21 protein-coding genes are annotated in these 19,040 nt (G+C 45.9%); 3 read left to right on the forward strand and 18 right to left on the reverse strand.

The genetic code is table 11. The annotated features are described in order from the left end of the window. Nucleotides 1-567: 567 nt before the first annotated feature. Together LC508_RS05200 and LC508_RS05205 are read left to right on the forward strand one after the other, a co-directional pair. Nucleotides 568-1,026 carry a YbhB/YbcL family Raf kinase inhibitor-like protein gene (locus tag LC508_RS05200; RefSeq protein WP_033139790.1) on the forward strand — a complete coding sequence of 153 codons (459 nt, stop codon included), beginning with the start codon at nt 568-570 and terminating at the stop codon, nt 1,024-1,026. A gap of 28 nt (nt 1,027-1,054) precedes the next feature. Next, entirely contained in the window at nt 1,055-1,516 is a 462-nt protein-coding gene (locus LC508_RS05205) for a hypothetical protein (RefSeq protein ID WP_054353642.1), read from the forward strand. Between the two features lie 121 nt (nt 1,517-1,637). Here LC508_RS05205 and LC508_RS05210 read toward each other — a convergent pair whose 3' ends face one another. The 11 genes from LC508_RS05210 to LC508_RS05260 form a co-directional block, all read right to left on the reverse strand. Then, a complete protein-coding gene (locus LC508_RS05210; RefSeq protein WP_081960136.1) occupies nt 1,638-1,859 on the reverse strand; it encodes an NADPH-dependent FMN reductase family protein in 222 nt (73 codons plus the stop codon). Further along, nucleotides 1,847-2,176 (reverse strand): hypothetical protein, encoded by a 330-nt coding sequence (locus LC508_RS05215; protein ID WP_033139792.1) that lies wholly within the window; start codon nt 2,174-2,176, stop codon nt 1,847-1,849. Before LC508_RS05215 ends, LC508_RS05210 begins: the two co-directional genes overlap by 13 nt. Next, entirely contained in the window at nt 2,173-2,763 is a 591-nt protein-coding gene (locus LC508_RS05220) for a P-loop NTPase fold protein (RefSeq protein ID WP_225305325.1), read from the reverse strand. The genes LC508_RS05215 and LC508_RS05220 overlap by 4 nt, the downstream gene beginning before the upstream one ends. Before the next feature lie 101 nt (nt 2,764-2,864). Continuing rightward, on the reverse strand, nt 2,865-3,623 hold the full coding sequence (locus LC508_RS05225) for a carboxymuconolactone decarboxylase family protein (protein ID WP_103732346.1): 759 nt from the start codon (nt 3,621-3,623) through the stop codon (nt 2,865-2,867). Between the two features lie 51 nt (nt 3,624-3,674). Further along, nucleotides 3,675-4,304, reverse strand: a complete 630-nt coding sequence (locus LC508_RS05230; protein ID WP_033139794.1) for a TetR family transcriptional regulator — start codon at nt 4,302-4,304, stop codon at nt 3,675-3,677. A 157-nt stretch (nt 4,305-4,461) separates the two neighbouring features. Further along, nucleotides 4,462-4,671 (reverse strand): tautomerase family protein, encoded by a 210-nt coding sequence (locus LC508_RS05235; protein WP_033139795.1) that lies wholly within the window; start codon nt 4,669-4,671, stop codon nt 4,462-4,464. Nucleotides 4,672-4,699: 28 nt separating this feature from the next. Then, nucleotides 4,700-5,734, reverse strand: coding sequence for an aldo/keto reductase (locus LC508_RS05240; RefSeq protein WP_103732345.1), 1,035 nt, complete (start codon nt 5,732-5,734; stop codon nt 4,700-4,702). A 94-nt stretch (nt 5,735-5,828) separates the two neighbouring features. Then, on the reverse strand, nt 5,829-6,416 hold the full coding sequence (locus LC508_RS05245) for a sugar O-acetyltransferase (protein ID WP_103732344.1): 588 nt from the start codon (nt 6,414-6,416) through the stop codon (nt 5,829-5,831). A gap of 182 nt (nt 6,417-6,598) precedes the next feature. Continuing rightward, the gene (locus LC508_RS05250) at nt 6,599-7,483 is read right to left on the reverse strand and encodes a LysR family transcriptional regulator (RefSeq protein WP_054353639.1); all 885 of its coding nucleotides are present in this window, start codon (nt 7,481-7,483) and stop codon (nt 6,599-6,601) included. Between the two features lie 149 nt (nt 7,484-7,632). After that, nucleotides 7,633-8,205 (reverse strand): DUF305 domain-containing protein, encoded by a 573-nt coding sequence (locus LC508_RS05255; RefSeq protein WP_033139799.1) that lies wholly within the window; start codon nt 8,203-8,205, stop codon nt 7,633-7,635. 113 nt (nt 8,206-8,318) lie between these two features. Next, the gene (locus LC508_RS05260; protein WP_081960138.1) at nt 8,319-9,020 is read right to left on the reverse strand and encodes a GGDEF domain-containing protein; all 702 of its coding nucleotides are present in this window, start codon (nt 9,018-9,020) and stop codon (nt 8,319-8,321) included. Nucleotides 9,021-9,098: 78 nt separating this feature from the next. Here LC508_RS05260 and LC508_RS05265 point away from each other — a divergent pair, with 78 nt between their 5' ends. Further along, nucleotides 9,099-9,287 carry a hypothetical protein gene (locus LC508_RS05265; protein ID WP_054353637.1) on the forward strand — a complete coding sequence of 63 codons (189 nt, stop codon included), beginning with the start codon at nt 9,099-9,101 and terminating at the stop codon, nt 9,285-9,287. 4 nt (nt 9,288-9,291) lie between these two features. On the opposite strand, the gene LC508_RS05270 is transcribed toward LC508_RS05265, so the two are convergent. The 7 genes from LC508_RS05270 to LC508_RS05300 form a co-directional block, all read right to left on the reverse strand. Further along, nucleotides 9,292-9,696, reverse strand: coding sequence for an ACT domain-containing protein (locus tag LC508_RS05270; protein WP_033139802.1), 405 nt, complete (start codon nt 9,694-9,696; stop codon nt 9,292-9,294). Between the two features lie 241 nt (nt 9,697-9,937). After that, a complete protein-coding gene (locus LC508_RS05275; protein ID WP_103732343.1) occupies nt 9,938-11,173 on the reverse strand; it encodes a sporulation protein YqfD in 1,236 nt (411 codons plus the stop codon). A 20-nt stretch (nt 11,174-11,193) separates the two neighbouring features. Then, nucleotides 11,194-11,469 (reverse strand): YabP/YqfC family sporulation protein, encoded by a 276-nt coding sequence (locus tag LC508_RS05280; protein WP_033143400.1) that lies wholly within the window; start codon nt 11,467-11,469, stop codon nt 11,194-11,196. A gap of 125 nt (nt 11,470-11,594) precedes the next feature. Beyond that, the gene (locus LC508_RS05285) at nt 11,595-12,131 is read right to left on the reverse strand and encodes a DUF2284 domain-containing protein (protein WP_033143408.1); all 537 of its coding nucleotides are present in this window, start codon (nt 12,129-12,131) and stop codon (nt 11,595-11,597) included. A 107-nt stretch (nt 12,132-12,238) separates the two neighbouring features. Next, a complete protein-coding gene (gene ilvD / locus LC508_RS05290) occupies nt 12,239-13,894 on the reverse strand; it encodes a dihydroxy-acid dehydratase (RefSeq protein WP_103732941.1) in 1,656 nt (551 codons plus the stop codon). A 140-nt stretch (nt 13,895-14,034) separates the two neighbouring features. Then, nucleotides 14,035-16,746 carry a hypothetical protein gene (locus tag LC508_RS05295; protein WP_103732940.1) on the reverse strand — a complete coding sequence of 904 codons (2,712 nt, stop codon included), beginning with the start codon at nt 16,744-16,746 and terminating at the stop codon, nt 14,035-14,037. Then, a complete protein-coding gene (locus LC508_RS05300) occupies nt 16,743-18,860 on the reverse strand; it encodes an efflux RND transporter permease subunit (RefSeq protein ID WP_186971210.1) in 2,118 nt (705 codons plus the stop codon). Before LC508_RS05300 ends, LC508_RS05295 begins: the two co-directional genes overlap by 4 nt. Nucleotides 18,861-19,040: the final 180 nt, after the last annotated feature.

The raw sequence follows: 19,040 nt of genomic DNA on the forward strand, positions 1-19,040 counted from the left end.
CTCCAGGTCATAAAGAAAAACGCCATCAACAAAAGCCGGATAGCGTCAAACTGCTATACATTCAAATTAAAATATTGTATGATTAAACAAACGAAAACTGAGGAGGCAGGAAAATGTTAACGGGATACTATGCCCAAATATTTTTTCGGAGAAAGCACAAGAACTTGTTGTATTCTATAGGGATATATTAGAAATACCTTTCATCAGGACTGATGTGGATGATTCAAATGGAGTTTATCTTGGCTTTATAAAAAACGCCCCCACTCTTTGTATATGGGATTGTAAAGCCATTCATGCGCAGCCAACTGGATATCAATCATTTGTTTTTCAAACAGAAAATCTCGATGCCACAATGGTATGTTTAAAGGAAAAAGGAGTCACACTATCTGATCCCATTAGATATGATTAGGGAACTTACGAAGTCCGTTTAAAAGATCCTGATAAAAACGAAGTAGTAATAGTTGAGTTTGCGTTATCAACAAATTGAATTTTGCGGGCTGGTTTCAATCTCCCGGTTAAGGACAACATTGAAAATAAAACGCAGTCTGTTTTAGGAAGGAATAGCAAATGAAAAAGTTAATTGTATCCTCCCCATGCTTTGAAGATGGGGGACTCATTCCTGTTAAATATACTGGACATGGAGAAGATGTATCTCCGGAGTTAGTATTGGACGATTTAAGTGAAATGGCAGAGTCTATCGCAATCATCATGGATGATATGGGGCATCCGATTCCGGCATATAATCATTGGGTAATCTGGAATATACCCGCCATATCTTTGATTCCTGAAAATATTCCGCATGGTGAGCAAGTTGATTCCTTGGGCGCTATACAGGGATGTGGATATGGCAAACATCGATATAGGGGGCCTAAGCCACCATTTAATTGGTCACATATTTATCACTTTAATGTCTTTTCGCTGGATTGTCGTCTTGATTTACCAAGCACTGCCAGAAAAAAAGATTTGCTGGCGGCTATGCAAGGCCATATTTTGCAAAAATCAGTATTGGCCGGTCACTATCGCTGAAGATTATTTATAATTGGAGGAATAAACAATGGAAGATTTTTTTGAAGCATTAACAAGTGAATGTAAAAACACAGCATTACCCGAAGAGTTTAATTATTTCGGAAAACTTATCGGTAATTGGGCGATAGACTATATAGAGAGTAACAATTCCCTTTCAATTAAAGGCGAATGGTATTTCTCATGGGTTCTTGAAGGAATGGCTATTCAAGATGTTATTATTCTGCCTGATTATGAGTACGGAACATCACTGCGTATCTATAATCCCGACACACACGCATGGGATGTCGCTTATGGTTATACCGGAAAAATAATACGACTTGAAGCAAGAGAACAAAATGACATGATAGTGCTTACCTACATCAACGATAAGAAAAGAAAGTGGATTTTCACTAGGATTGAGGATAATCGTTTTCATTGGAAAAATGTTACTGTAAAAGATGATGGTGAATGGAATATAAATGCAGAAATATTTGCTGAACGTATCAAGTAACCACAGTTCACAGTGTTACAACTTTCAGTTTGACGAACTAAAATATGGGAAGTTTGGAGGAAAGTTTATAAGTATATGGCTGCTCTATCCTGAAGTCTTTCTGTTGCCATATTCTAATCTTTTAATATCCGATCTCCCCCAGCCATTCCTGTATTTCCGCCTGAGCGCCGGGAATATCGTCACGGTATACGCCAATCACATTTTCTTCTATCTCACAGTCGTCCGGTAGTTCTGCCGTGATGTCCTGTACGCTGCTTGCCAGTCCTCCAGTTCCGTGGGAACAAAAAAGCACGATCTTCTTCCTGGCTAAATCGTGTTCGTCTATAAAGGTCAACACAGGCATAGGAAGAGAGTACCACCAGTTGGGATAATAAAATGTAGCCTATCCCTCTTATGCCTTGAATTTACTGGCTTTAGCAGAAAGCACAATTGTGTACTGTGCATTATTTCTGTGTACATAAAAAGCAAACTGAATTCTTTTATAGACTCCAGCTTGCTTTTTAATTTTTTCTCTTGTTCGTCTCTGCTTCCATCGCCTATAACTCTAAGAACAAATTGCTTATAAATTTCAATCTGAGGTAAAGTCTTTTCTACAAAATCGCTGTTGCCTTCTATAAATTTTTTCTTCTCATTTGCATCAACAATATCTAATAAAATCATACAAGGCTACTTCTATAAATAAGTTTATCTCTAAGTGATAAATGATAATACATCCCTAGCTCATCTGCAATCTTTGTTAACCAATATGTTTTTTCAGTATTAGTGTTACCACATTCAACAGTACGCTTTGAGTAACTGCTCATTTCTGGTAAATTTACATTTTCATCAAAAAATTTATTCAAATATCTAGTAGCATCAAATCCACTACCATAATAATTGGATATGGTATGTACCAATTGTTCTTTATTTACAGATACTACAAATATAGTGTGGTTATCTTCAAAGTAATGTTTTATCCTTTCTAACATTTCTATGGCAAATGTCGGTTTACAGCGATCTAATTCATCAATAAAAATAATTAATTTCTGTGTTCTTTCCACAATGATATTATCAAAAACATCTTTTACCCTCTCTCGAATTTCTTCTTCCGTTTGTACAATCGATAAAATATCTGTACTTTTACCTTTTATTTTTTCAACCATGCCTACCATGTTGATGGACAGTTTCTTCGTATCTTTGATAAATTGATTGATAAAGTGCGGCGCTGCCAAACTTACCGGAACTCTGTCGTGTCCGATGATTCCCACATGGGCCACCAGTGTCCAGGTTGGATGTTCTCCATTCATAGTTCCGATTACGGTTACCGGCATCACTTTTAAAGCAATGCCGGTTTTTAGTAGTCACCAAATCATCTCAATTTTCCATACTGTTCATCATTAACCGCTTCCAGCCATTCATTTGATCCGTTTTCTGCAGGCACTTCTATGGCCAGATGGGCAAACCAGCTGTCCGGCGCCGCACCGTGCCAATGCTTCACTCCTACAGGAATATTGATACAATCACCCGGCTTCATCTCAACAGGTTCTTTCCCCCATTCCTGATAATAGCCTCGTCCGCCTACACAGATGAGGATCTGCCCTCCGCCTTTGTCCGCCTGATGGATATGCCAGTTATTACGGCATCCCGGCTCAAACGTCACATTGTAAATGCCTACCTGTTCGGAAGAAACCGGGGCCAGATAACTCTGTCCGGTAAAGTACTGTGCAAACCCATCATTTGGCATTCCTACAGGGAAAAAGATGGTATTCTGGAACTTGTCCTTCTCCGTCTCTTCCTTTTCCGTCTCATTCCATACTTCTTTCGCCAGCTTAAATGCCGCCCATCCTTTTGGCCATCCTACATAAAAGGCAATGTGGGTGAGAACATCTGCGATTTCTTCCTTTGTCACTCCATGTGCTTTTGCATTCTGCAAATGATAGATCAGAGAGGAATCGGTGATCCCTGATGACACCAATGCTACCACAGTAATCATGCATCTTGTTTTCAGATCAATGGACTGGCTGTTCCATTCCTCACCAAATAAGATGTCATCATTGAAATGTGCAAATGACGGAGCAAATTCTCCTAATTGATCTCTTCCTGCAGTCTGTACGATTTTTTCTGACATTGTTATCCTCCTTGCTTGTAATTAAATTTTTCACTCAGTTTATATGTGTTTTTATTTCTTATCCGGAAGCAGCTGCATCAGGCACTGAAAGGTGATCTCATAAATGGATTGATATACATAGTTGACCCCAGCCTGTTCCATGGCCTCCTTTTGTTTTTCCGTCACTCTTGTGTACGGATAAATGCCATAGATAAAAGGGAAAAATTCGTAAATAAAATCCTGCTGCTCTTTTAGTTCCATATCCGGGAAAAACTTGCTCATGCATCTTAACATTGTTCTCATAGATTTTCCGTAAGCCTTCTTAAAATCCACCAGATTTTCCAGGCGGCTGTTTTCTTCCATGTCATACATATTCATGGACATGATTTTTAAGAGCTGCTCCCGATGCTCCAGGCTTTTTGCTATCTGGCCTGCAAAATCTTTCTTTGAAAGTGTCTCATTCCCTTCTATGATCTGCTGAAGTTCATCAATCCATAATTCATATTCCCGTTTCAGTAACTCCAGAAAAATCTCCTCTTTCGTCTGAAAATAATTATAGATTGACGTTCTGGTAAAGGATGTCACTTTTCCAATCTCTTTTAAGTTGATTTCCCGAAAACTCATGGTCTGGTATAGCTGTTCACAGGCCTTTACAATTTCTTCCTTTCTGGCGGAAGTCCGCTCCGGCGATCCTTTTGGCATTTCCTGCTCCCCCTCTCAAGTTGTTCATCTAATTTTCTGACACCGTGTCACTATAATAGTTATAGCATTGTCCTGACATTGTGTCAACATTCAGTTAGAATCTCTCCATTTTCTCCGAGGGCATGCAGATTTCTCCTGATGGCAATCCTGTTTCGTTCTACACACCGGGCTTTACATACATGATATCATCCGTTAACTTTTCCATAGACTGATTCCAGTTTTCTTTCAAAATATCTTCCACTGAAACCGATACATACTTACCATCAATCTGAAGCTCTGCAGTAATGAACTCATGTACCCTCTCCGCTAATTTCTTTTTTTCTTCTGCAGTTCTGCCCGGAATCATTGTGATTGCAATATGCGGCATATTTCTTTTCTCCTCTCTGATTGTGGATTTATATTCTCTGATCTCCTGTGGACCACACTGGTTTCTTCTGCATATTCGCCTGGTTCTGGGCCATAACGCCGGCCAGTTTATGGGGAACGTACGTCTTCTCAAGATACTTCATTTCTTCTTCTGTCAGTTGTATGTCCACAGCATGTGCAGCTCCCTCGATATGTTGAAATTTTGTGGCGCCCACCACCGGAGCCGTTACTTTGGACAGAAGCCAGGCCAATGAGATTTCTGTCATAGACACACCCCTTTTTTGTGCCAGCTCTGCTACCCTGCTTATGATAACTTCGTCCTGTTCCTTTGTCCCGTCATATTTAAGCCTTGCATAGTCATCTTCCTGCAGGCGCTTTGATGTCTCCCCCGCCTGTTTGGAAAGGCGTCCGCCAGCCAGCGCACTGTACGGTGTCAATGCAATATTTTCTTCCCGGCAATAAGGAACCATTTCCCGTTCCTCTTCCCGGAAGATAAGATTATAATGTCCCTGTACAGAGACAAACTTTGCGAATCCTTCCCGCTCCGCTAATGCGTTTGCTTTGGCAAGCTGCCAGGCGAAGCAATTGGAAATACCGATATATCTGGCTTTTCCGGCTTTTACCACACGGTTCAGCCCCTCCATGATCTCATAAAGTGGGGTCTTAAAATCCCACATGTGGTAAATATAAAGATCCACATGATCCATGCCCAGATTTTTAAGGCTCTGATTTATCATACGCTCAACATGCTGTTGTCCGGTAATTCCAGCCTTTATTTCTTCCTCTGTCCGGGGGAGGAATTTTGTGGCGATTACCAACTCATCCCTTTTGGCATAATCCCGCAGTGCTTTTCCTACATATTGTTCACTGGTTCCGCTCTGATAGGCGATGGCTGTATCGTAAAAATTCACCCCCAGCTCCAGGCCCCTTTTTATGATCTCTCTGGAATGCTCTTCATCCAATGTCCATGAATGCTGTCCCCTCTTTGCATCTCCAAATCCCATGCATCCCATACAGATGCGTGATATTTTCAAATCCGAATCACCTAATGTTATATACTTCATAATTATTTTCCCTTCCTTTCCCGGCACATATATCAAGTTTTTTCAGCCATTTGGATATCTTTTCCAGCAGCTCGGCGCCGCCGTCCGGTTATCATCAGATATCTGCCTCCCTCCTCTTTTTTACCTTACATGGATTCCCACAGGCTACTGCCCCGGCCGGTATGGACTCTGTTACCACACTTCCGGCTCCGATCACTGCATGATCTCCGATGGTAACTCCCGGCAGCAGGATCGCGCCTCCGCCGATCCATACCCCATCCCCTATGCGGACAGGCTGTGTCCATGTTTTCACATATACGGCACCGTCATCTTCTTCCCAGAACCGTTCGCTTGTTTCTTTTGCATGTACAGCCGTATAGATTTTTACATCCGGTCCGATCAAAGTGTTTTTTCCTATGGTGATTTTCCCTGTATCCAGCAACGTGCAGTTCAAATTGATAAAGCTGTTGTCCCCGATGAAAATATTGCTTCCGTAATCCACATAAAATGGCTGGTTCACACGGACATTTTTTCCGGCCGCTCCCACAAGCATGTCTAAGACCCGTTTTTTTTCATTTTCGTTTGCCGCAGGAATCCTATTATACTCCCGCATCAGATCTTTAGCCCTATACTGCAGCGAACGAAGTTCAGAGTCACGGGCATCGTATATTTTGCCGGACTGTTTCTTTTCAAACTCAGTCATCTTCCAATACCTCCTTTAGCTATAGGTCTATTATAAATTCACAGTCCGCTTTTCGTCCAATGCTTACATTTTATCGTTTATCATACGCTGAGCGTATGATTCCGGGCATAAAATGAGGGTGTCCCCAAAGCCAGGAAGACTTGAGGAACACCCTCTGTATTTAAAAAAAATCGTATTTATTGTTACTCGCCCCATTTATGAGTGTGCAGCATTTGAATAAACAAGGATGCCGCCGGCTGGAACAGGTGATTCTTTTTCCAAAGCAGGACGCTCCGCGTTGTATGTTCCGGATAGACCGGGCAAAAACAAATATCCGGACTGCAATGAACAGACAGTGCGCCGTCCAGACATACCGCACAGCCGATACCTGCTTCCACCAGAAGTGCCACATTAGAAAGCAGATTATAATTTACAGGGATGTTCAGATGGCTTTCTTCACACTGCAGCCAGTTCAGCACTTCATTTCTTGCATTTTCCCTTTTTGGCAGAATTAAGGGATATTCTCTTAGATCCTGCACATAAATCTTGTCTTTTTTTGCCAGTGGATGATCTTTGCGAAGCAGTATGCCCCAGCTCTCTTTCTGTGACAGGCGGAGAAATTCATATTTTTTGGTATCAACCGGTTCCAGCAACAGGCCCAGATCCAACAGCCCTTTTTCCAGTTTGTCTTTGATATTGTCAGCCATCTCGTTATATAAATCGAATCTGACATCCGGATATTTTTTCAGAAACTGCTTCATATATCTTGCCAGGACACGGCCTCCCAATGCCTCTGATGCGCCAAGTGAAATCACTCCGCTGATGGCTTCATTTTTCCCTGTAAAGGTCTGTTCTGCCTTATCCGCCAGTTCTACAATCTCCTCTGCCTGTTGTTTGAACAGCATTCCGTCATCTGTCAGAGTCAGGGAGCGTTTTCCCCTGATGAGCAAGGTAGCGCCCAATTCATTTTCAAGTTCGATGAGCTGCCTGCTGAGTGTAGGCTGCGTCACATGCAGAATATCTGCGGCTCTGGTGATATTTCCCTCATTGACTGCTGTCAGAAAATAACGAAGTACCCTTAATTCCATACGCCTGCCTCCCTCAATGTCTCTTATCGTTATCGTGGAATTTGTCTGTGTCTTAATTCATTGTAACATATTTGATATGCAATCGGCAGGATATTTTCGGGGCGCAGGCGATAAAAGGTGGGGACACTGTCTTACGGTGCCCCCTGAACTTATTTTTGCGTGATCTCCCCTAGAAGCTGCTGCATCTCCTGAACACCCTTTTCCTGGGAATCAATGATCGACTCCAAAATCGGTTTTAATTCCGGACAGATACAAAACTTAAGTGCATTTTGGGACATAAGGACAGCACCCCTGTGGTGGGGAATCATTTCACGCATGAAATTTGCGTCAATGCAGTTGTCGGTGCAGGCCGTGTGCATTTCCCTGAACATATTCCGAAGGATGCACTCATTGCTGCGCTGGTAGTAATTCAACGCCCGGGGTGTATTTCTCCGGCGGCTGCATTCGGAGCAGATGGCCTCCATACTGCAGATACTTTCTTTCTGGGAGCATATGATATTCTGGGCAATGTTCTGAAGCGGTATGCATGTCGTAAAGCGCAGCAGATTTTCCGACATTTCGATGGCTGCCCGGTGGTGCGGGATCATCTGTTTGATAAAGTTTGCGGAAATACTGTCGGTAAGGCAGACAGATGTCATGTTCTCGATCATTGTATCTAGGATGCACCGGTAACGTTTCACATAATCTATAGTGTTATTGCTCAGCTGGCATGTATTTGTCATTTTTATTTCCTCTGTGCGCCTGGTGCGCACTTAAATCAGCTCATTATACATTATGCCGGCTTATGCGTTGCGTGAATTTATCCGAAATGCGCTTCTCCCTTTCCTATCCCGGTTCAAAAGAGTCTCCAGATACCCGTAGTCGCAGAAGTTTTCAAACTGCAGCCGATATTCAGCTTTTCAATACGGTTGGCATTAAGGCGCAGGGCTTCGCTGAATTTATCCTTTGTCTCCTCAAGCAGCTCCTGAAAATAGGAAGGGATAAATAAATGACGGATGGCATCGCCGCTTAAATTGACAAAATATACTCCGTTAAAACCAGGTGCCCAAACAGACAGGAATGTATCCGCATCCTGTTTCTCCAAAAGTATCTGTTCTAACTCCTTGTTTAGAACACGTAACTGACGTTCTTTTCCGTTCATCCTGCGGAAAACTTCCGGCTTATCCTGATTCAGGCAAAAGGCTACGAATTCATCACCGCCAATGCGGTATACATATTCCGGACCAAACACCTGCCGGAGCACCTCTGCCAAATCCTTCAGCATTTGATCTCCTGCTGCATGCTCCATATGATTGTTGATCTCGTGAAGCCCGTTTGCATCCATATAAACACAGGCAAATGTCCGGTAACTTCCGGCTGCAAGCATCTCTGCATCGGAACGAAAGCAGTTTCGGTTTTTAATACCGGTGAGAGGGTCACGGTTTGCACTGATTTCCAGCCTTTCATTTTCTTTCGAGCTCTCTTTCAGACTCAATATGATCCATATAATAATTGCCGCGGTAAGCAGTAAAAATGCTGTGATACACATGCAATACATCTGGCCCCCTATCACGCGGTCAGGAACGTCTATACCTCACTCTTTTATCAGCTTATGTGGGGATACCCTATCCGAAATATGCGGGGAAATCGTGAAACCTTAAACAGATACTATCTCCCCCGCCTCACTTCCCTGCTGGATCGCCTTAACAAGGAAGATATGGAAGGGTTTGCGGCAGAGCTGGAGACTGTTTTAAGTTCTGATGTTGAATTTTCAGTCAAGAAGCTTATTGATCTGGGAATAGCAGAGGCATCTGTAATCCTTTAAACACTTACAGGACACAGTGTCCTTTGGCCTGCAGGCAGTTTTTCACCTCATTGATGCAGTCCACATGGAGGATCATGATAGGCATTCCCGAACTGCGGTTGAAGGAAAGGTATAGATAGTCCACATTGATATTGCTGTCCAAAAGAGAGACCAAAAGCCTGTCCAGGGCACCGGGATTGTCATCCAGCTCCACGCCCAGAACATCCGTGTCGCGGCAGATAAAACCTTCTTTGGAAAGGGCCTCCAGCGCCCGCTGCGGATCAGAGACCACCATTCGGATGATGCCGTATTCGGCACTGTCGTTTGTGACAGATCCCATAATATTAATATTTTCCCGTGCCAGGATACCGGTGACAGACTGCAGCATCCCTTTCTTATTTTCTGCGAATATGGATATTTGCTTTAACATATATTCCCCTCCTGTAAGTAAAAACGTTAGTAGAATCCAACACAAGTATATGTTCTCTTCCACGGTTCTGTCAATACATTTTCCCCAAGGCAGGGTGCGTGAAAATTGTCCCCGGCAGGTTTTACATCTGTCGGGGACGGAAGGATTCTAAACGCAGCCTTTTCACAGCCGCACACAGAGCGTTTTCTTTCCTGATTCAGGCTTTCATGACCGTTCCCGCGTTCCACGGGCAGCAGTAATTTTAGTTTTCCTCTGCCTCTTCTGCATTTTGGGCAGGCTGTTCCAGAATCTCCACCGGCTGTTTTTCCGTGGATTTTTCTATGATTGTCAACTGGCCTTTTGCCACGCAGACATTGTTAAGCACCTGTATTTTTACATGGTTCTCTTTTACCTGTACTTCTTTTTCGCGCAGGGTATCAAGCAGAAGTTCAAGCTGTTCCTGCGCTTTTTTCTCAGCGCCTTCCTTTGTGTATTTGAAGGGCTTTGTGACACTCTCGTAATCTGTGCTGCTTCCGTAGAAAATGGGAAGGCGGAAGTTCTCTGTCAACCGGACCTGATGCAGCTTGGTTACGGTATCAAACTGGTCAAAATGATTCTTCCCTTTCAGATTGATAAAGTAATCACCTAACTGCAGGACCGGGCCTTTCTTGGCTTCCCCGGTATAGACATTCTTCTGAAAATGTATGTCGAATTCATGGTAATACTGCATCTGGGACTGAATATAGATGTCAGCATCGGATTCTGTGTATTCATACCCCACCACTTCCTTGCTGTCGTTCATAATATCCACCCTGCCGGACACCAGAGTCTCGCCTTTTTCGCAGGTCTCTCCCACTTTTTTGCAGGGCGTGCCTTTTCTGGTGATCATGGAGACAATGGTTCCTGATTTTCCGGCAATTATGCTGCTGGGATTTTCCTCGGTCTGTTTTATTATCTTGTTTGCCGTGGCATTTTCTTTTACTTCCAATATGAGCCGGGTGCCGGATATTTTTGCGGATACCCAGGTGATGTCAGGAAATTCCCTGCGCATCTGTTCCGCTATGTAGGAGCAGTCCACATCTTTTTTTAAGATACCGTGATGGATTTGGATCTCATCCAGATAATTGAGTATGGTCTGCGTGCTGTTGTGGCGGTTTCCCTCCACATGAATGTTCCAGATGTGCTGGGACAATACCATGAGCAGAAAAAATCCTGCCAGAATGCCGATAAAAAATGCCTTTCTTTTTTTGTTCCGGTAAAAAAAGAAGGGCAGTCCGTATTTTTTTATGATTTTCACACGGGAACCGGTCTTTCGGCATATGGGTTTCATCTGGTAAAACCCGGAGATACTCACATTCATTTCGTAGAACCCTTCCCGGTTCTGCAGATCCCAGACAGGGATATTATGGTGGGCACACATATTCAGGAAACGTTCCGGGCCGCCGCTTTGCAGACGGATGCGGACATAGCCTTTGCAGTAATAATTCCAAGCCTTCAACTTTGTTACCTCCCATTTTCTTATAGAAAGGAAACACGACAGATGCTTCCTGTGATCTTCATCTCTTCGTTGGTGTAGTAGTCAATGGTGAGGTGGGTTCCCTCTATTTTTATAGCATCGTGTTTGGTGAGGAGAATAATGCAGGTGTCCTCATACTGGCGGATGCATTTGTAATTTTCTATAAAAAGCTCCCTGGAGCCGGTCATGGTGAAGATGGCTTCCCGGTATGCCAGGTCTTTGGGGATTTGAAGGGAGTCGGCGATGCGGCCGGTGATGGGGGTGGATTTTTTGCGCATGGGGGTGCTCCGGGGTGATGTCTTACTATTATGAGTATGCGAAAAGTGGAGAATTGATGACAAAAGGGGGCGGGAGTTCCCGGTATGGGACGGTTCCGCCCTCCTGATCTTTGATACCTTGCAATCTATTCGATAAAAAGAATGCCGAACCAGAGAATCTGGTTTGGAGACAGGGTAAAATCCAGATTATATTTTTCAGCCAGTTCACTGACGATGATGCCGTGGCTCTCCACACAGGGATGCATTTTCTCCGGGAAACGGCAGGGGGCATCCGGATACGTGCAGGTTTCACAGATGTCACAGGATTCTGTGGAGAGAGCCATACACCCGGTTCCCTGGGACTTTATGAACTGTTCGATGGCGGCTGTTATGTTTTCATGTTCCCTGCGGGTGGACAGCATCTCCTCAAAATTGATGACATCGGAGACCTCCGCTATGGTGGAGAACAGAAAGCATTCTTTGTAGGCAAGACAGCGGTGCCTGCACTCTTCCACACTTCCCACAGCCGGCGGACAGGCCCAGGTGGACTGGAAACGATCGCACTCTTTTTCGCAGATCCATCTGACGCGGTAGGAAAAATCAATTTCCTCCGGACTGAAGAAGGCATATTGATAAACCGGATACTGACAGATGAACTCTTCTATTTTTTCGTGTGATATCATTGGTAAATCCTCTTCTTTCTCTTTTCTTTCCTCTGCAATATGTCTTTTATTATACAGGAAATGCCGCATTATGGCAATGCGGCATTTCTATGGTGTACGGCAGGGCCTCAGTCCAGGACCGCCCCTCTGCTGCCGGAGGAAACACTTTTGGCATATCTTCTCAGATATCCTTTAAGCGCTTTTTCTTTTGGTTTCCAATCGACCCTTCTGGCCGCCAGTTCCTCGTCGGAGATGAGAATATTGATCCGGCAGTCTAAAATATCAATTTCAATCAGATCTCCATCCTCCACCAGCCCGATATTCCCCCCGTCTGCCGCCTCCGGGGACACATGACCGATGGCGGCTCCTCTGGTTGCCCCGGAAAACCGTCCGTCAGTAATCAGCGCCACCTTGTCACCGAGGCCGCTTCCCATAATGGCTGAAGTCGGATTGAGCATTTCCCGCATTCCGGGGCCGCCTTTTGGACCTTCATAGCGGATGACGACTACATCGCCTGCGTGGATCTTTTCTGCATAGATGGCAGACAGGGCCTCTTCCTCTCCGTCAAAGACGCGGGCCCTGCCTGTGTGCCGCATCATTTTCTCGTCCACGGCAGATTTTTTGACCACACAGCCCTCCGGGGCGAGGCTGCCTTTCAGCACAGCGATACCGCCCCCGGCGCTGTAGGGCCGGCTGATTGGACGGATGATGGAGGTGTCTCTTATCTCATGTCCGCTTATATTTTCTTCTACGGTTTTCCCTGTACAGGTAAGCAGCTCTGTATGCAGGAGGTTTCGCTTACTGATTTCATGCATCACGGCAGGGATGCCGCCTGCTTCTTCCAGTTCCTCTATATAGTGGTTTCCTGCGGGAGAAAGGCGGCACAGATTCGGTGTTTTCTTTGAAATTTCATTTGCCAGATCCAGGTCAATCTCTATCTCACACTCATGGGCAATGGCCGGAAGATGAAGCATGCTGTTGGTACTGCAGCCAAGGGCCATATCTATGGTCAGGGCATTTTCAAATGCCTCCCTGACCATAAGATCCCGGGGCTTCACATCCTCTTTGACAAGTTCCAGGATACGCCGCCCGGTCTCTTTTGCAAGACGCAGCCTGGCGCTGTAGACAGCCGGGATGGTTCCATTTCCGGGAAGGGCCATCCCCAGCACCTCTGTCAGGCAGTTCATACTGTTGGCAGTAAACATGCCGGAACAGGAGCCGCAGGTGGGACATGCTTTCTTCTCATAAGTACAGAGCGTTTCCCCGTCTATGCGGTTTGCCTTAAAGGAACTGACCGCCTCGGACACGGTGGAATAGCTGATGCGCTCTTTTTTGGAAATGCCGGCGAGCATAGGCCCTCCGCTCACAAAAATGGAGGGAATGTTCAGGCGCGCGGCTGCCATGAGAAGGCCGGGAACATTCTTGTCACAGTTCGGCACCATGACAAGGCCGTCAAAGGGATGAGCCATAGCCATGGCTTCTGTGGAATCTGCGATCAGCTCTCTTGTCACAAGGGAATACTTCATTCCCTCATGTCCCATGGCAATTCCATCGCACACTGCGATCGCCGGAAATACAACAGGAACGCCGCCTGCCTCAGAGACACCCTGCTTAACCGCTGCAACTATCTTATCCAGATTCATATGCCCCGGCACAATCTCGTTTTGTGAACTTACAATTCCGATCAGCGGCTTCTCCATCTCATAATCTGTCAGTCCAAGTGCATAGAGCAGTGCCCTCTGCGGCGCGGCCTCCACTCCTTTTTTGATTCTGTCACTACGCATTTTTTATACCTCCTGGTTTTTCTGTATTATATCGCAGTAGTTGTATACTGTCAATATAGTTGTATACTCTATTTGCAGATGACAGAATCAAAAAAACGGTACAGCCACAATGTGCTGTACCGCCTGATCAAAGATTTATCTTATTCTTCTGTCTCGATCGCGTCTGTTTCAATGATAAATTTCACGTTGCTGTTCATGTTGTCTGCTTTTCCGCTGAAGGTATCATAAGTGCAGTTTTCAGAATTGAGGGCTTTTAATCGGTCCAGGACATCGCCCAATTCATCTTCTATGGTGTCCTTCATCTTTTTTGTGCCTTTTTCGTCGAATTCCTTCATGCCGTCCTTCAAGGTTTTGGCGCCGTCTTTGAGCTGGGAGATGCCGTCCTGCACCTGGCCGCTGGCATCCTGCAGGGTGTTGCTGCCGGTCAGCAGTTCGCCGGTTCCTGAGGTAAGAACGGAAGCTCCTTCCCGCAGTGTGCCGCTGTTTGCGGAAAGCGTGGAGGCTCCGGAAGAAAGCTCTGTGCTTAACGCGTCAAGGCCCTGGCTGAGCTCTGAGGTGCCGCCCTGTAATGTTCCCACACCCTGTACCAGTATGGGAGCCTTTTCTTTCAGCTCGGCTGCGCCGTCCAAAAGCTGCCGGTTCGCGCCTCCCAGGTTCTGGAAACCGTCCAGAAGCGCCTGAATCCCTTTGCCTGCCTCGGGAAGTACGGAGGTCTTCTGATCCAGAAGATTCACACTGCCTGAGAGCTGGCCGATGCCTCCTTTTAACTGCTGCATGCCTGTGTTGAGAGCAGATACACTCTCCTTTAATGTCTGCATGGAAGCTGTGGGAATCTGGTCCTTTACGGCTGTGATGCCTTCCAGCTTCTTCTGGATCGACGGCAGTTCGGTGCCGCAGAGTTCATTTACTGTGGATTCGACTGACTGATAAGAGCCTGCCATCTGTTCCATGGCCCCGATAATTCCGGAGGGATCAAACGCAGGAAGGTTCACCTCCACTGCAGGCGTCTGGATATGCTGCAGTTCCTCTACATTTTCTGCGGACACGGATACATTGCCGAGCTGGCCTTTTGCTGCTTCCAGAGCACTTTTAACTGCCTCATCATCTGATGCGGCGATCTGCGCGTCCAAAGCGTCTCTTGCTGCCTGGAGCTGGGCGTTGGCGGCATCCTCCGCATTTTGGGCTGCGTTTTGTGCTGAAGACTGAAGCTGAGCGTTCTTCTCATCAATACTGCCGTTTACAGAATCCGTTATCATCTGTTCTGCCTGGGCAACGGCTTTTGCCGCCTCTGTCTGGATTGTGGTCAGATAAGACTGCAGAGAGCCGAGACCTGCCTTGAGGTTTTCGCCTGCCGCCATCATTTCACCCACCGGTTTGGCAATCTTTTCCTGCATAACAGAGGAAAGGCCCTCTGCCTCCCCGATCAGCTCCTGTCCGGTGCCTGTCATCTGGTCTATCAATGCCATCATGTCATTGATCTCTTCAGTATCCAGAGTATCCTTTAACTGCTGTGTTCCTGCAGCAAGTGTATCCGCAGCAAGGCGGATGTCATCCTTGGTGCTTCCTTTTCCGTCCAGAACACTGTTCAGTTGTTCAATGGCACCCTTGATCTCCGTCAGGCCCGATACAAGGGGTCTGAGTCCCTCTGCTCCGGCTGCAAGCTGCTTTTCTCCGCCGATATAGGCCGCTGTGCCGTCTGCAAGCTTTACTGCGCCGTCTGCATACTGCTTAACGCCATTCACCACTGTGCTGACACCATTTACATACTCTGTGACCTTGCCGGTCAGGACACCGTTGCTTCCCAGGTAAGTCTGGATCCCGTCATCCAACTGGTCTACGCCGTCGGTATAACTGCCGATTCCGTCAGCAAGCTGTGCGGCACCGCTGTCCAGTGTTTCGATTCCGCTTTTCAGGGTGTTGACACCATCATCAAATTCTTTGTATTTGTTATCCAGCGTGCCGGCCCCTTTGGAAAGCTCTGCGGAACCGTCTACCAGTTTCAGTGCGGCGTCCTCCAGATCATTTAAGGCATCCTTTAGTTTATCCATATCTGTGATGTCATCGGTTTTCAGTTCCTTCATAACATCTGTCAGCGCTATGGTAAAGGTGGGATCCATGGAGAAATTCTTTACATCCGCGGACACTTCCAGGTTCTCCGGCAGATTTATGCCTTCGCTGTCACTGTCTTTGTTCAGTTTTTTGTCAAGGCCCAGGCTTTCTTTCAGGCCGGGCGTGGCAATGCCGAGTACAATGTTTCGGTTGCCGTCTGAAATCACCTTGCCGTTATCGATCACAACATTTGAAAACGTCTCCTCAGGCAGGATCAGACCTGTCAGCATCACAAAGGGACTATAGAGTGTCTCTTCTTTTCCGTCCACCTTTACGGTCTGCTTTGCATGGTTTTCGTATTTGATCCTGATCTGCAGGTGGCCGCTTTTGCCGGCCAGATCCTCCGGGTTCATTTTCTTTCCGTCCAGGTAATACGTGAAGTTCACGGTTACGGGAAGGTCCTTTCCTGTTTTGCCCTGATAATAGATATCCTGCCCTTCGGTATTCCATGTGACAGAATTTCCGCTTTCGGTATAAGTCTCATCGCCCTTTACGTTTTTTATGTCTTTCAGATCCGTCCGGTCCTTTAATGTCTTCTTTGTGCCTGCATTTTTCAGCCAGTTAGACACGGTCACGTTCTTTTCTTTCCCTGCGGCATCCGCGTTTACATAGACGGTTTCTTCCTTGGATACTTCTTTCTCATTTTCCCCTGCTGCGTAGACCGGCATGGCACCCATAACAGCAGCCATGCTCACGGCAAGTCCTGTCATCATCTTATTCTTCAGCTTTCTGTTCCTGTTCATTCCAATACTTCCTTTCCTGATGAGCACTGTTTTTTTGTCTTCTTTCCCAGAAATCCTATGGATGTCTTACAAATCACTTTGTCAAATATCATAAACATGGCCGGAAGGACCATGATAACTACTGCCATACTGATAAGAGCGCCTCTTGAAAGCAGTGTACAGATAGAACCGATCATATCCACCTTGGAGTAGCAGGCAACACCGAACGTAGCGGCGAAGAAACTGCATCCGCTGGTGACAATGGAGAGCATGCTGGCCTTATGGGCAATGGATATGGCCTCCTTCTTGCTGTGTCCTCTCTGGCGTTCCTTCTGGTACCGGCTGGTCATCAATATGGCATAATCCACAGTGGCACCCAATTGAATGGTACCTATGACAATACTTGCCACAAAGGGAAGGCTGGTTCCCTGATAGAAGGGCACTGCCATATTCACAGCTATGGCAAACTCTATCACCGCCACCAGAATAACAGGGAGGGACAGGGACTTAAATACCAGCATGATGATAATGAAAATGGCAGCAATGGAGATAATATTTACATTGCGCAGGTCCACATCCGTTACATCCTGCAGATCCTTCATCAGCGGCGCCTCACCGATCACCATAGCGGAGCTGTCATAGGATTTTACGATCTTATCGATAGCCGCAATCTGCTTATTGACCGTAGGTGTGGCTGACTCATATTCGGAGCAGACAAAAGCCAGCTCGTACTTGTCACTCTGCAGCATCTTTTTGATATCCTTAGGTATCATGGAATCAGGAATGGACGGGCCGAACAGGGAGTTCATGCCGATGGTCCATTTGATGCCGTCCACCCGGTCAACCGCCTCCATCATGTCGCGTTTGTCTTTGCTGTCCATGTCCTTGTTCATAAGGATCATATGCATGGTACTCATATCAAAATCTTCCTGCAGCTTCTCATTTGCCACATTGCCCGGAAGGGATGCCGGCAGAGACTGGGCGATATTGTAATAGACCTTTGTATGGTTGTTTCCGTAGATGGCCGGGAAAAGCAGAACCAGAAAAACGACCAGCCACAATTTATAATGCTTTGTAATGAACCGGGAAGGTTTCTCCACATTTCGTATGAGCGGTCTGTGTCTTGTCTTCTCAATGGCCTTGTCAAAGATAAGGACCATGGACGGAAGCAGGGTGACACAGCATACCACACCGATCACAACACCCTTTGCCATGACAATGCCCAGGTCCCTGCCCAGGGTAAAGGTCATGCAGCAAAGAGCTGCAAATCCGGCAATGGTGGTAACTGAGCTGCCCACAATGGATTTGAAGGTATTGGAAATCGCATGCCCCATAGCCCTGTTTTTGTCTCCCGGAAAACGAAGTTTATTTTCCTCATAACTGTTCAGAAGGAAAATGGAATAATCCATGGTAACGCCAAGCTGCAGCACAGCGGTCAGTGCCTTGGTAATGTATGAAATCTCCCCCAGGAATATGTTGGTTCCCATATTGTATAAGATAGCGCAGCCGATGCTGAGCAGGAAAAGCACCGGAACCAGGAAGGATTCCGTGGAAAGCTCCAGGACCAGAAATGCCAGACATGTGGCAATGACCACATAGATGGGCAGCTCCTGCAGGGATATGTTCTTAATGTCTGTGACGATTCCTGTCATACCGCTGATAAAGCACTGCTCATCTGCCGCTTTTCTCATCTGCGTCACAGCTTCCATAGCCTCATCGGAGGATGTGGTGTTGTCAAAAAGCGCCAGCATCATGGTGGCATCTCCCCGGAAGAAGGCTTCCCGCAGGTCTTTTGGAATCATCTCCACCGGAAGACTGATATCTGCCACATCATCATACCAGAGCACATCTTTAACATGCGGTATCTCACTGAACTTATCCTCCAGCTTCTGCGCATCCTTCAGGTCCATATTTTCCACAACAACCATGGAAAATGCGCCCATTCCATACTCATCCACCAGAATATCCTGCCCCTTTACGGTTTCCAGGTGTTCCGGCAGATAACTGAGCAAATCGTAGTTAATTCTTGTTTTAGCCATACCTATTACGGATGGAACCAGCAGAAGGATTCCCAGCAGCAATATGAGAACCCGGTGTCTGGCTATCCACTTACCCGTTTTGACCAAAGAAATCATCCCCTATTCTGTTTATTTCTCGTTTTCATTTCAACCTTCATTATATATGAAAATGACCAATAGTCAATATTTAAAAGTCACAAGAATCTACGAAATAACAAAATGAATTTTGGTCATTTTTTAGATATTGACTTTTAGTCATTTCTATAGGATAATAAAACTAAAATCGAAATTCAGGTG

The sequence above is a fragment of the Blautia parvula genome (assembly GCF_020215665.1).
Lineage (GTDB): Bacteria > Bacillota > Clostridia > Lachnospirales > Lachnospiraceae > Blautia > Blautia celeris.